Origin of the sequence: Nonomuraea diastatica (assembly GCF_004349015.1) — a bacterium.
Lineage (GTDB): Bacteria > Actinomycetota > Actinomycetes > Streptosporangiales > Streptosporangiaceae > Nonomuraea > Nonomuraea diastatica.
The window spans coordinates 12,742-25,264 of sequence record NZ_SMKP01000017.1; the positions used below are offsets into that span (position 1 = coordinate 12,742).

At 68.9% G+C, this 12,523-nt stretch carries 10 protein-coding genes; 6 read left to right on the forward strand and 4 right to left on the reverse strand.

The window, feature by feature from the left end:
* Positions 1 to 72: 72 nt before the first annotated feature.
* Positions 73 to 1,203: a non-hydrolyzing UDP-N-acetylglucosamine 2-epimerase gene (gene wecB / locus E1294_RS08385; protein WP_132506474.1), complete on the reverse strand. Its 1,131-nt coding sequence runs from the start codon at positions 1,201 to 1,203 to the stop codon at positions 73 to 75.
* A 188-nt stretch (positions 1,204 to 1,391) separates the two neighbouring features.
* On the opposite strand from wecB, the gene E1294_RS08390 reads away from it, so the two are divergent.
* The 6 genes from E1294_RS08390 (at position 1,392) to hisC (ending at position 9,094) form a co-directional block, all read left to right on the forward strand.
* The gene (locus E1294_RS08390) at positions 1,392 to 2,942 is read left to right on the forward strand and encodes a glycosyltransferase family 4 protein (RefSeq protein WP_246082888.1); all 1,551 of its coding nucleotides are present in this window, start codon (positions 1,392 to 1,394) and stop codon (positions 2,940 to 2,942) included.
* Between the two features lie 133 nt (positions 2,943 to 3,075).
* Entirely contained in the window at positions 3,076 to 4,323 is a 1,248-nt protein-coding gene (locus E1294_RS08395) for a nucleotide sugar dehydrogenase (protein WP_281284389.1), read from the forward strand.
* Between the two features lie 19 nt (positions 4,324 to 4,342).
* Complete coding sequence (locus E1294_RS08400) at positions 4,343 to 5,431, forward strand: glycosyltransferase (protein ID WP_132506480.1); 1,089 nt, start codon at positions 4,343 to 4,345, stop codon at positions 5,429 to 5,431.
* A gap of 33 nt (positions 5,432 to 5,464) precedes the next feature.
* Complete coding sequence (locus E1294_RS08405; RefSeq protein ID WP_132506482.1) at positions 5,465 to 7,252, forward strand: DUF4434 domain-containing protein; 1,788 nt, start codon at positions 5,465 to 5,467, stop codon at positions 7,250 to 7,252.
* A 55-nt stretch (positions 7,253 to 7,307) separates the two neighbouring features.
* Positions 7,308 to 7,973, forward strand: coding sequence for an NUDIX hydrolase (locus E1294_RS08410; protein WP_132506484.1), 666 nt, complete (start codon positions 7,308 to 7,310; stop codon positions 7,971 to 7,973).
* A gap of 62 nt (positions 7,974 to 8,035) precedes the next feature.
* Positions 8,036 to 9,094 (forward strand): histidinol-phosphate transaminase, encoded by a 1,059-nt coding sequence (hisC, locus tag E1294_RS08415; RefSeq protein WP_181958470.1) that lies wholly within the window; start codon positions 8,036 to 8,038, stop codon positions 9,092 to 9,094.
* 8 nt (positions 9,095 to 9,102) lie between these two features.
* On the opposite strand, the gene E1294_RS08420 is transcribed toward hisC, so the two are convergent.
* The 3 genes from E1294_RS08420 to E1294_RS08430 are packed head-to-tail and all read right to left on the reverse strand — an operon-like array spanning position 9,103 to position 12,354.
* Positions 9,103 to 10,632 carry a hypothetical protein gene (locus E1294_RS08420; RefSeq protein ID WP_132506486.1) on the reverse strand — a complete coding sequence of 510 codons (1,530 nt, stop codon included), beginning with the start codon at positions 10,630 to 10,632 and terminating at the stop codon, positions 9,103 to 9,105.
* A gap of 22 nt (positions 10,633 to 10,654) precedes the next feature.
* Entirely contained in the window at positions 10,655 to 11,470 is an 816-nt protein-coding gene (locus tag E1294_RS08425) for a carbohydrate ABC transporter permease (RefSeq protein WP_132506488.1), read from the reverse strand.
* Positions 11,467 to 12,354 (reverse strand): carbohydrate ABC transporter permease, encoded by an 888-nt coding sequence (locus E1294_RS08430; RefSeq protein WP_132506490.1) that lies wholly within the window; start codon positions 12,352 to 12,354, stop codon positions 11,467 to 11,469. The genes E1294_RS08425 and E1294_RS08430 overlap by 4 nt, the downstream gene beginning before the upstream one ends.
* Positions 12,355 to 12,523 lie beyond the last annotated feature (169 nt).

Consider the following 12,523-nt stretch of genomic DNA (forward strand, 5'->3'; position numbering starts at 1 on the left):
CGCGGGGATCTTCGGCCATGGTGGACGCCTAACGCTCAGCGGAGGTACATCATGCTACGGCGGAAATAGCCACTATTCGGGGCGTTTGCCCTGAGAGGCAGGGGCCAGGTTGTCCCCCTTGAGCCAGGCGGAGATCACCTTGGCGATCCGCGGCCCTGCCTGGCCGTCCCACAACACCGGCAGCTCGCCCGCCGGCGTCGAGGCGCCGTCGGCCAGCGCCTTCTCCGCCGCCGCAGGCAGGAGCGCGGGCGTGACCAGCCGGTTCGTGCCGTGCGTGATCGTGATCGGCCGTTCGGTGTTGGGCCGGACGGTCAGGCAGGGCACGCCCAGCACGGTCGTCTCCTCCTGCACGCCCCCGGAGTCGGTGACCACCAGCGCCGCCCCGCGTACGAGTGAGAGGAAGTCCACATAACCCAGCGGATCCACCACCTTGACCGACGGGCTGTCGACCAGGCCGGCCTCGGCCAGCCGGGCCTTGCCCCTCGGGTGCACGGGCACCACGAGCGGGAGTTGCCGCGACACGTCCAGAACCGCGTCGACCAGCTCCTTGGCGGCCTCGGCCGTGTCCACGTTCGCCGGCCTGTGCAGGGTCGCCACGGCGTAACGGCCGGGCAGGCCGAGCCGCTCCACCACGGGCGCCGGGTCCAGCGAGGGCAGGGCCGCGTACAGGCTGTCGATCATCGGGTTGCCCACCAGATGCACCTTGGACGCGGGCACGCCCTCGGACGCCAGGTAGGACAGCGCCTCGGGCGAGGTGGCGAACAACACGTCGGCCAGCGCGTCGGTGACGACCCGGTTGACCTCTTCCGGCATGCCGCGGTCGAACGAGCGCAGCCCCGCCTCCACGTGCGCGGTCTGCACGCCCAGCTTGGCGCAGACGAGGATCGCGGCCAGCGTCGAGTTGACGTCGCCGTACACCACGACCAGGTCGGGCTCCTGCTCCTGCACGACCTCCTCCAGGCCGACGAGCAGCGCGGCGGTCTGCTTGGCGTGGCTGCCCGAGCCGACGCCCAGGTTCGCCACCGGCTCGGGCAGGCCGAGATCGGCGAAGAACACGTCCGACATCAGCGCGTCATAGTGCTGACCGGTGTGGATGATGCCCTGCCGCACGCCGAGTTCACCGAGTGCCCGGACCACCGGGGCCGCTTTCACGAAATTGGGACGAGCACCCAATACGTGCAGGACCAGGGGGTTCTCCCTCATTGACCTCGCCTTTCATAGCGGAAGGGAAAAAACGTTGCCTATGGTACGGTCACCGCGTGGCATCCGACGCCAGTCGTCAAGACTCCTCCCGCTCGTCCGACAGGGTTTCCGCGAAGTCCGCCCGTGCCGGCGTCGGTGGACTTCTCAAAGGCTTCGTCCAGCACCCGATCATCGTTTCCCGGGTGGTCATGACGAAGGTCAGGTCCGACCCCGTCCGCGTGGCCCAGGCCGCCGCCGACACGCTCCCGCCCCGGATGCGGCCGATCGTGGGCAGCGTGGCCTGGCCGGCCGCGCGCCGGGCCCGGCGCATGGTGCGCAAGTTCGGCATGCGCGTGGTCAAGGGGCCGTGGAACGACGCCAAGGCCCACTGGGACGCCGGCCGCGTCAGCGAGGCCGCCGCCGTGCTCGAGGCGCACACCAAATACCCCTTCGTCAAGCGCAGGGCCGCCTACTACCGCGGCGAGCTGGCCGCCATCAGCCCCGACCCGATCCCGCCGGGCCCCAAGGTGGCCATCCTGAGCCGGGTCGAGAACCGCGTGCTGCACGTCGTCACCAACGCGCTGCCGTACACGCAGGCCGGCTACACCGTCCGCACCCACCGCATCGTCACCTCGCAGAAGGCCGCGGGCATCGACCCGCACGTGGTCACGAGCTGGGGCTGGCCGATGTTGCAGGGTCACGCCGACGCTGCCCCGTACGACGAGATCGACGGCGTCCCCTACTACCGGCTGCTGCCGGACGGGCACGGGGAGATGCCGTTCGAGACCCAGGGCCGCATCTCGAGGGGCGCCGACGGGGTCACCAAGCTGGTGACCGAGCTGCGGCCGCAGGTCGTGCACGCCGCCACCGACCACCGCAACGGCTCGATCGCCCACGCCGTGCGCGACAGGACGGGCACGCCGTTCGTCTACGAGGTGCGCGGCTTCCTGGAGGAGACCTGGGCCTCGCGCGACCCGATCCGCGTCGGCAGCCAGCGGCACGTGCTCCAGCGCGAGCGCGAGGCGTTCCTGATGCGCGAGGCGGACGCCGTGGTGACGCTGGCTGAGACGATGGCCGCCGAGATCGTCGAGCGCGGCGTGCCCAGGGAGAAGATCCACCTGGCGCCCAACGCCGTGGACGACTCGCTGTTGTCGGCCCACTACGACGGCGCCTCGTTCCGGCAGGCGTACGGCATCGAGCCCGGCGAGATCGTGGTCGGGTCGGTGTCCAGCATCGTGGCCTACGAGGGGTTCGCCACCCTGCTGCGGGCCGCCGCGCTGCTGCGTGACGACCGCGCCCCGGTGCGGGTGCTCCTCGTCGGCGACGGCACCGAGCGCGACAACCTGCTTGAGCTGGTCGACGAGCTGGGTCTGAGCGACGCCGTGCTGCCGGGACGGGTCGGTCCCGAGGAGGCGCTGCAGGCGCAGGACGCCATCGACATCTTCGTCTGCCCGCGCGAGGACCTTCGCGTGTGCCGACTTGTTACGCCATTGAAACCGGTCGAGGCGATGGCGCTCGGCAAACCCGTCGTGCTCAGCGATCTGCCCGCGCTTTCCGAGCTCGTCGGCTCCGACGGCGCCGGAATGCTCGTGCCGCCGGGCGATCCCGCCGCGCTGGCCAAGGCGCTCGCCGGGCTCAAGGAAGATCCCGCCAAGCGCGCGGAGATGGGCGAGGCGGGTCGGGCCGAAGTGGCGGCGAAGCGCACGTGGAGCAGGGTTGCCGAGACTTATCAAGCCCTATACCGGTCACTTGCCGAATGATGACCTTCGTGTTGGCTGTCTCTTACGACGGGTTCGGTCGCATTAGGCGTGAGCTAGGTGGAGTTGAGATAGCCTTTGCGACCATGAAGTGTTGTTTCCGGCTCCCAAAGGCACAGCTGTGACAGAAATCGACTTGGCTGTCATCGGTCTGGGCTACGTCGGCATGCCGCTCGCCAAAGAGGCGGCGGGTGCCGGGTTGCGGGTCGTCGGCGTGGACGTCGACCCCCGCAAGGTCGACGCGCTCAACGCCGGGCAGTCCTACATCGATGACCTGACCGACGCGGACGTCGAGCACATGCTGGCCAACGGCTTCAGCGCCACCCTCGACGAGACCGTGCTGGCCAGAAGCAACACCATCGTCATCTGCGTGCCCACCCCGCTCGACGAGGACCACCGCCCCGACCTGTCGGCCGTGGAGGGCGCCACCAGGACCGTCGCCCGCAACCTGAGCAAGGGCACGCTCGTCGTGCTCGAATCCACCACCTGGCCGGGCACCACCGACGAGGTGGCCAGGCCGCTGCTGGAGGGCTCGGGGCTCGTCGCGGGCGAGGACTTCCACCTGGCGTTCTCGCCCGAGCGCATCGACCCGGGCAACCCCAAGTTCGGGCTGCACAACACCCCCAAGGTCGTGGGCGGCTACACGCCCACCTGCCGCGACCGCGCGACGGCGTTCTACGGGCGCTTCATCGAGCAGGTGGTGCCGGTCAGCGGCACCCGCGAGGCCGAGATGGCCAAGCTGCTGGAGAACACCTACCGGCACGTCAACATCGCCCTCGTCAACGAGATGGCGATCTTCTGCGACGAGCTCGGCATCGACCTGTGGGAGTCGATCGAGGCCGCCGCGACCAAGCCGTTCGGCTTCCAGAAGTTCCTGCCGGGGCCGGGCGTCGGCGGGCACTGCATCCCCGTCGACCCGTCCTACCTGTCCTACACCGTGCGCAAGCTCGGCTACCCGTTCCGGTTCGTCGAGCTGGCGCAGGAGATCAACGAGCGGATGCCGTCGTACGTGGTGGCGCGCGTCCAGCGATTGCTGAACAGCAACAAGAAGCCCGTGAACGGCGCCAAAGTGGTTATGCTCGGCGTCACTTACAAACCGGATATCGCCGACGAGCGTGAGACCCCGGCGCTCCCAGTGGCGCGGGCGCTGCTGGAGCTGGGAGCGGAGCTCTCGTTCGCGGATCCGTACGTCAAGGAGTGGTCGGTCGACGGCACCGCGGTGCCGCGTGAGGAGGATCTCGCCGAGGCCGTGACCAACGCGGACGTGACGCTGCTCCTGCAGCAGCACGCCGCGTTCGACCTCGACATGGTCGAGGCGAAAGCCAAGCTCGTGCTGGACACCCGAGGCGTTCTCGCCGAGGGTGAACGCGTCGAGCGGCTGTAGCGACGGAGGGCTGCGCGCAGTGCACGTGCTCGTCATGACGGTGGTGCATAACCCCGAGGACGCGAGGATTCTGCATCGGCAGATCCGTGCTCTCGTGGATGCCGGTCATGAGGTCACGTACGCGGCGTCGTTCACCGCTTTCGGCGTCGTCCCCCGTCCCTGGGTCACGGGCGTCGATCTGCCCAGGGCCGCGCAGCGCAAACGACTGTCGGCCGTGTGGGCCGCCCGGCGGCTGTTCAAGCGCATGCGCGACAAGGTCGACCTCGTCCTGGTCCACGACCCCGAGCTGCTGTTCGCCGTGTGGGGCATACGCAACAGGCCGCCCGTGGTGTGGGACGTGCACGAGGACACCCCGGCCACGCTCTCGCTGAAGCCCTGGCTCCCCTCGCCCCTGCGGCCGCCCGTGCGCTTCATGGCCCGCATGCTCGAAGGCACCGCCGAGCGTCACATGCACCTGATGCTGGCCGAGACGGCGTACGCGGGCCGGTTCAAGGACGCGCACCCCATCGTGCCCAACGAGACCTGGGTGCCCGACTCCGTGACCCCTCCCGGCGACGACCGGGTGGTCTATCTCGGCTGGTTGTCGCGGGCCAGAGGCGTGATCGAGGCCGTCGAGGTGGCCAAGCTGCTGCAGCCGTACCGCGTGGCCGTGGAGCTGATCGGGTACGCCGACCCGCAAAGCCGTCCGATGCTCAACCAGGCCGTCACCGAGGGCCTGCTGGAATGGCGCGACTTCATGCCCAACGACGAGGCGCTCAAGCGGCTCGACGGGGCGCTCGCGGGGCTTTCCTTACTCCACGACGAGCCCAACTACCGGCACTCCATGCCGACGAAGATCGTTGAGTACATGGCCCACGGCATCCCCGTCATCACCACCCCCTCTCCACGCGCTGTCGAGCTGGTCGAACGTTACGACAGCGGCGTCGTCGTGCCGTGGGAGGACCCCAAGGCGGTCGCGCAGGCGGTGCTGACCCTCCGCGACGACGCGTGGGAGCGACGGGCGCAGGGGGCGCGCGGCTACGCGGCGGCCCGCGCCAACCACCACTGGCCCAACTCCGCGAAGCGGTTCGTCACCCAGCTGGAGTCGTGGGCGGGCATCAGCCGATAACGGTTCTTCTTCAAGGGCGGTAGGTACCTGAACGTGCGCTGGCTTTTCTTCGCTGTGGGCGCGGCCATTCTCGCTGTGGTGGCGGCGGCGATCATCGTGCTTCCCTACTCGTCGGAGAAACCGGTCGCCAGGCCGGCCACGCCCAAGCCGTCGAGCACCGAGCCGACGCCGAAGGTGAGCGCGGTGACCGACCGGTGTGGCACGTTCGAGACCAAGGAGCAGGCCCCCTACGCCGTCACCGGCTACTGGATCACCCCCAAGTCCAACCCCTGCACCTGGCGCAAGCAACTGCAGGAGATCCACAACGTCGGCGGCGACACGATCATCAGGATCGGCTACGGCCTGCAATATCGCCCCGTCACCGGCTCCGGCGAGATCAAGACCAAGGACGGCGAGCTCGACTCGCTGTACGAAGCGTGCGAAGAGGACGGCCTGACCTGCCACGACGCGGCCGAGCGGGATCTGAAGAAGGCCAACCCCGGCAACCGGATCGGCCGCACGTACGTCTACCGCACCGACGAGTCGTTCGGCGAGGGCCTGTTCCGCTGCCCTGAGATGGAACACGTTATCCAGACGCCCAAGCGCACCTATTTCCGGCTCGTCACCCAGCCGGACGGCTCGGACGATCCCACGTGCGACTTCAGCGGCAAGGCCACCTCCTACGACATGATCCTGATCGCGGGCAAGTCCAAGGACAGCCTGACGGAGCTGCTCGACCTGGCCGACCAGTTCGGCATGCGGGTCTTCCCGGCGCTGCCGCTCGCGCCCCGCGACCCCGAGACGCCGACCAGGGCCAACAGGAAGCACATCGGCACGCTCACCACGGTGACGCGGCGCATCCTGCAGGACTACGGCGTGCGCTTCGCCGAGCGCGAGTCGCTGGGCGGCGTCTACCAGCCGTTCGAGGTCCAGATGTCCGACACCCTGGCCGACAACCCGACGCTGGAGGTCTATGCCGACCAGCACCGGATCGTGGAGCAGGAATTACCCGGCAAGCCCATCCTGATCAGCCCCTACCTCGACGCCCGCAAGCGGGTGGCGTTCGGCCAGACGCCCAAGCAGGTGGCCGAGGGGTTCAGGGCGCTGACGAAGACGGGCGTCGGCATCGTCGCGCCCCAGGACAGCCGCGGCACCGGCAAGGTGGGCCTGTTCTGGCCCGACGAGCGCGAGAGCGAGGTCGACGAGCGGCTGCGGCCGGTGGTGGGGGAGTCCACGTACGAGACCGCGTACCACGGGTCCACGCGCGACTACTACCGCGAGATGTCGATCGCCCGCGAAGAGCTGCTCATGGACGGTTACGAGGTGCAGTTATGGGCGAACGTGGAGGCGTTCGAGCCGTCCGGCGACCAGCCGTGCGCCCCGCAGGGCACGCGCGGCAAGACCGACAAGCAACGGCTCGACCAGGCCGTGACCATGGCCGGGCGCTACGTGCAGAAGATCGTCTCCTACATGTGGAGCGACTTCATGACGTGCGGCCGGCCCTCGCTGGAGACGGAGATCACCGCCGACTGGCAGCGGCCCATCGCGGTCGACGCGATCCGCCGCGGGCGTGACGTCCAGGACGGCGTGGAGGTGCGCGGATACAACTTCAAGGGCGGCACGGTCACCATCCAGTGGTCCGGCGGGACTCAGGAGCTGGTGGTGTCCGCGGTCGGCTGGCTCGACGAGGACCCGCTGGAGGAACTGCCCGACGGCATGGTCACCGCGTGGGTGCCGTTCAACTGGTCACAGGTGCCGGCCGGCGAGTGGGTCAAGATCGGGTTGAAGGTGCCGTCAGGACAGTCGACGACGGAGCCGTTACACGTGCGGATCGACACCTGACCCGGGGCGCCGCACCGTTCGCTCCCCGTCGGCGGCTGCGTGTAACGTGCCTGCCATGGTCCCGAGCATCCCGGTCAGCGTCGACCTGGTCGTGCTCACCGTCCGCAACCAGGCGCTGAGCGCGCTCGTCTGGCGCCGCGACAACCCGCCGTTCCTGCGGCGCTGGTCGTTGCCCGGCGGCTTCATCCAGCTCGACGAGGACCTCCCGGCCGCCGCCCACCGCATCCTGGCCGAGCGGGCGGGCCTCCCCGGGGCGCCCGTTCACCTGGAGCAGCTCCAGACCTACGGCTATCCCGACCGCGACCCCCGCCAGCGGGTGCTGAGCGTCGCCTACCTCGGCCTCGCCCCCGACCTGCCGGCCTCGGAGAAGGCCCACATGAGCTGGCAGCCGGTCGACTCGCTCGCCGTCATGGCCTTCGACCACCGCCGCATCATGAAGGACGGCGTCGAGCGGGCCCGCTCCAAGCTGGAATACACCCCGCTGGGGGCGGCCTTCTGCCCGCCCGACTTCACGGTGGCCGACCTGCGGCGCGTCTACGAGATCGTCTGGGGCCGGCTGCTCGACCCCCGCAACTTCCACCGCAAGGTCACCAAGGCCGAGGGGTTCCTGGTGGAGACGGGCGCGACCACGACCCGCGACGGAGGCCGCCCGGCCAAGCTCTACCGCAGGGGCCCGGCCGAGCTGCTCCACCCTCCGATGTTGCGCACCCTCAAAGACTGACGCAGGCGTCCCTCGCTAGGACGGGTGATGCTTCACCGCGCCGCGCCTTCTACAGTTGGGCCATGCCTCGTTTCCGCCACATTCTCGACAGCATGGCCCCGTACAAACCGGGCAAGGCCGTAGCGGCTCCCGATGGCCGGTCGTACAAACTGTCGTCCAACGAGACGCCGTACGACCCGCTGCCGTCCGTGGTCGAGGCCATCGCCGAGGGAGCGCGGCAGATCAACCGCTATCCCGATCCCGGCTCGATCAGGCTGACCGAGGCCATCGCCGAGCGCCACTCCGTGCCGCCCGAGCACGTCGCGCTCGGAGCCGGGTCGGTCACGGTGGCGCAGCAGTTGTTCGAGACGGTGGGTGAGCCGGGGGTCGAGGTCGTCTACGCGTGGCGCTCCTTCGAGGCCTATCCGCTCCTCGCCGACCTGGCCGGGGTCACCTCGGTCAGGGTGCCGCTGGCCGGCGAGGACCACGACCTCGACGCCATGGCCGAGGCGATCGGCGACCGCACGCGCATGGTGTTCGTGTGCAACCCCAACAACCCCACGGGCACGGCCATCCGCCGCGGAGCGCTGGAGGCGTTCCTCGACCGGGTGCCCGAACACGTGCTGGTCGTGCTGGACGAGGCCTACCACGAATACGTCCGCGACGACGACGTCCCCGACGGCCTCACCCTCTACCGCGACCGGCCCAACGTCTGCGTCCTGCGCACCTTCTCCAAGGCGTACGGGCTGGCGGGCCTGCGGGTCGGCTACATGATCGCGCAGGAGCCGGTGGCGTCGGCCGTGCGCAAGACGATCATCCCGTTCGCGGTCAACCACCTCGCGCAGGTCGCGGCCATCGCCTCGCTGCGGGCCGAGGACGAGCTGTTCGACCGGGTCGAGCAGGTGGTGAAGGAGCGCACCCGGGTGAGGGAGTCGCTGCTCGCGCAGGGCTGGACGGTGCCGCCCACCGAGGCCAACTTCGTCTGGCTCCGGCTCGGCGGGCGCACCCTCGACTTCGCCGCCGCGTGCGCGGCGGAGGGCGTGGCGGTCCGGCCCTTCGCGGAGGAGGGCGTACGCGTCTCGATCGGCTCTCCCGAGGCCAATGACGCGTTCCTGGCCGCCGCCGCCTCCTTTCCCAGGTAAGGCCGTCGTCACTCCTGCCGGCGGGCCTGCCAGTTGAGGTAGGCCACGCCGGCGATGTGGGAGCCCTGGCTGGGCTCCGTCGCGCGGGCTTCGTAGATGGACTTGGCGTGGTCGAACACCACCCGGTCCCACTGCGCCACGGCCATCCACCGCGGCGCCTGGAGATACTGGCCCGAGGAAGCCAGGCCGCCGGTCCCGTCGACGCGCAGGAACGTGGTCGGCACGCCGTCGGGGTCGGTGGTGGCCATGTTCTTGCTGTAGGTCCTGGCGAACCTGGCCATGTCGGCGCCCTTGAAGCCGAGCCCGTGGCGGAAGGCGAGGGCGGCGAATTCGGCGTCGATCGCGCCGTGGCTGAGGTCCTCGATCTGCTTGGCGCCACGGCCGGACGGAGTGAACTCCGAGATGCCCTCGGTGGCGGCGAAGCCCCGGTAGGTCGCGCCGAACGACGGCCAGTAGGACCAGGTGTAGGCGTCGTTCGCGTCGGTCTTGAGCTCACGGGCGAACGTGCGGGCCATCCGCCTGGCCCGCTCGGCGTAGGCGGGGTCGCCGGTGGCGGCGGCGATCTCGGCGTAGGTGAGCCCGAGCGCGAGGAACTGGTTGGTGGGCATCTCGGTGCCGTCGTAGGCGAGCGGGGTGCCCTTGACCCAGGAAAGGTGCCCGCCGTCGTCGCTCTGCCGCCATTCGCGGTCGTGCACGGCGGCCGCGGCCTTGGCGGCGTCGAGATACTCCGCGGCCTTGGCCCTGTAACGCGGGTCGGCGTGGAGCTTCGGCGTACGCATCACGATCCGGGCGAACGACGCGATCGGGTAGGTGATCATGCCGGTGTGCACCGCGAAGATCACGGGCTGGGAGACAAGCGGGGTCGCGCCCTGGATGGGCGGGGCGGTGCCTTCTTCGTGCAGGTCGCGGGCGGTGACCTGGGTGGGCGTCGGGTAGGCGTCGAGGATCTTGCGTACGGCGTAGTCGGGGGAGCCGGGGTCCATGGACAGGTCGGTGAAGGTGGCGACCGCGTCGTTCCTGCCGCTCCTCACCTCTAAGGTGAAACGATCCTCGGTGCTGCCCGCCAGCACGGTGGCCGTGGTCAGGTCGGCGTAGGACAGCGAGCTGCGCACCTCCAGCACGGGCCGGCCGGTCGAGTCCTTCAGCTCGGCGATGCCGACCGTGTAGGGGTGCATCGCCCGCCACGCGGGCAGCGACTCTCCGCGATAGTCGGACACGTCGCGCTCGGAGTCGCGGTTGCCCAGCACGAGGTCGATGTTGGTGACGAGCCGGTCAAGATAGTGGGTGTCGCGGTAGGCCTCGTACATGCGGATGAAGCCGGCCAGCACGTAGGACTGGCCCCAGGCCAGGCCGCCGTGCTCGTTGTTGTCGGTGGGCTGCCCCACGGCGCCGCTCTCGTGGAAGGTGCGCTCGAAGAGGTCGAACGTCTCCCGCGCCGTGTAGTCGTGGCCCGCCGAGGCGCGAGCCGTGCCTGTTTGCGCCGTGCCCAGCACGCCCATCGCGAGCGCGCCGAGTCCGAACTGCCTGCGTGTCACCATCGATCCGTCACCTCCGGCGGCGTCAGCCCTTGACCGCGCCGCGCATGCCTTCGAGTACGTGCCGTTGCATGATCATGAAAACGATGACGACCGGGATGATCGAGATGATCGTTCCGGCCGCCAGGCTGCGAACATCCGTGCCGGTGATTCCGGCGAGATAGGCGATCCCCAGCGCGACCGGGTATTTCGCCGAGTCCTTCAGCACCACGAGCGGCCAGATGAAGCTGTTCCAGACCGAGATGAAGCCGAAGATGCCGAGGATCGCGAGGGTGGGGCGGGCGGCGGGGAGCATGACGTGCCAGAAGATGCGCAGCTCGTGGCAGCCGTCGGTGCGGGCGGCGTCCACGACCTCGCGGGGCACGCCCGCGAACGTCTGCCGGAGCAGGAAGATCCCGAAGGCGGAGAGCACCCCGGGAAGGATCACCCCGGCGAACGTGTCGGCCATCCCGAGTTCGGAGACCACGAGGAACCTGGGGATGAGCATGACCTCGCTCGGCAGGAACATCGTGGACAGGATGGCGAAGAAGATGAGGTTCTTGCCCCTGAAGGTCATCAGGGCGAGCGGGTAGGCGCACAACGCGGAGACGACGATGTAGAGCGGCACCGTCACGCCGACATAGATCACCGAGTTGAGCAGGTAGGTGGGGAAGGGGATGGCGGTCCAGGCCTCGACCGCCCAGTCGAGCACGGGCGGCCGGGGGACGATGTCGGGCGGGAAGGAGAAGACCGCCTGGCCGGCGGGCTTCAGCCCCGCGCTGAGCAGGATCAGGAACGGGCCGACGAAGACCAGGGCGATCGCCGTCAGCAGGATGTACATCCCCGCGCGCCGCAGGCTCATGGAATGACCGTCCGTCCGCGGGTGAGCCGGTAGTTGAGGACGGCCATGGCGATCATCAGCACCCAGAGCACCAGCCCCATCGCGCTGGCGTAGCCCATCTCGTAGTGCTCGAACGCCGCCGACCAGATGTAGTAGCCGAGGGTGAGGGTTGCGTCCTGCGGGCCGCCCTTGGTCATCACGTAGATGGAGGTGAAGGCCTGCATGGCGTCGAGCATCTCCACCGTCACCGCGACCGCGATGTACGGCACCATCAGCGGCACCGTGATGTGGCGCAGCCGGTGCCAGGCGGTGGCGCCGTCGACCTTCGCGGCTTCGTACAGGTTGGTGGGGATGGTCTGCAGTCCTGCCAGATAGATCATCATGTAGAAGCCCATGCTCTTCCAGCCCTCGACCAGGACGAGCGCGGGCAGCGCCCAGACGGGGTCGAGGAGATACTGGATGGGCTGGTCGAGGAGCCCGGCTCCGGTGAGGATCCAGTTGAGCACGCCCTGCTGGTGGAAGACATACTCCCAGGCGACGCCGACGGCGACCATCGAGGTGACGACCGGCAGGTAGTAGAGCATCCGGAACGTTCTGATGCCGGGGAGTTTCTGATTGACCAGCACGGCCAGCAGCAGGGGCACGACCACCAGCAGCGGGAACATGCCCACCAGGAAGAGCAGCGAGTTGAGCAGTGCGGTCCAGAATCGGCCGTCTCCGGCGATCCTGGTGAAGTTCTCCACCCCTACGAAGACCGGCTGCGACACCACGTCGTACTCGAGGAACGACAACTGGATCGCGGTGATCGCCGGCCAGGCGAAGAACACGCCGAACAGGACGAGTGCCGGGATCACGAACAGGTAGGGCGTGTACCACCGCTGCCCCGGGATCCGGCCGGCGGCCATCGCATCACCTCCTTTTTGCCGTCCTAAGATTTGATAAAGGCTGGCCAGAATTTGGGGAAGCGTACATTCGGTTGATCGACACGGTCAATACCTGCCTCTTGACGTTCTGTCGCGAGGCTGACATGGTGCCGAAAGTGGCGATAAAGGACGGCCATATCTTGCAGGAGGC

What these genes read in the sequence shown, in the direction of transcription:
- E1294_RS08425 (WP_132506488.1), bottom strand. Translation starts at nt 11,470, where the DNA reads ATGAGCCTGCGGCGCGCGGGGATGTACATCCTGCTGACGGCGATCGCC.
- E1294_RS08430 (WP_132506490.1), bottom strand. Translation starts at nt 12,354, where the DNA reads ATGGCCGCCGGCCGGATCCCGGGGCAGCGGTGGTACACGCCCTACCTG.
- wecB (WP_132506474.1), bottom strand. Translation starts at nt 1,203, where the DNA reads ATGAGGGAGAACCCCCTGGTCCTGCACGTATTGGGTGCTCGTCCCAAT.
- E1294_RS08420 (WP_132506486.1), bottom strand. Translation starts at nt 10,632, where the DNA reads ATGGTGACACGCAGGCAGTTCGGACTCGGCGCGCTCGCGATGGGCGTG.
- hisC (WP_181958470.1), top strand. Translation starts at nt 8,036, where the DNA reads ATGCCTCGTTTCCGCCACATTCTCGACAGCATGGCCCCGTACAAACCG.
- E1294_RS08410 (WP_132506484.1), top strand. Translation starts at nt 7,308, where the DNA reads ATGGTCCCGAGCATCCCGGTCAGCGTCGACCTGGTCGTGCTCACCGTC.
- E1294_RS08390 (WP_246082888.1), top strand. Translation starts at nt 1,392, where the DNA reads ATGACGAAGGTCAGGTCCGACCCCGTCCGCGTGGCCCAGGCCGCCGCC.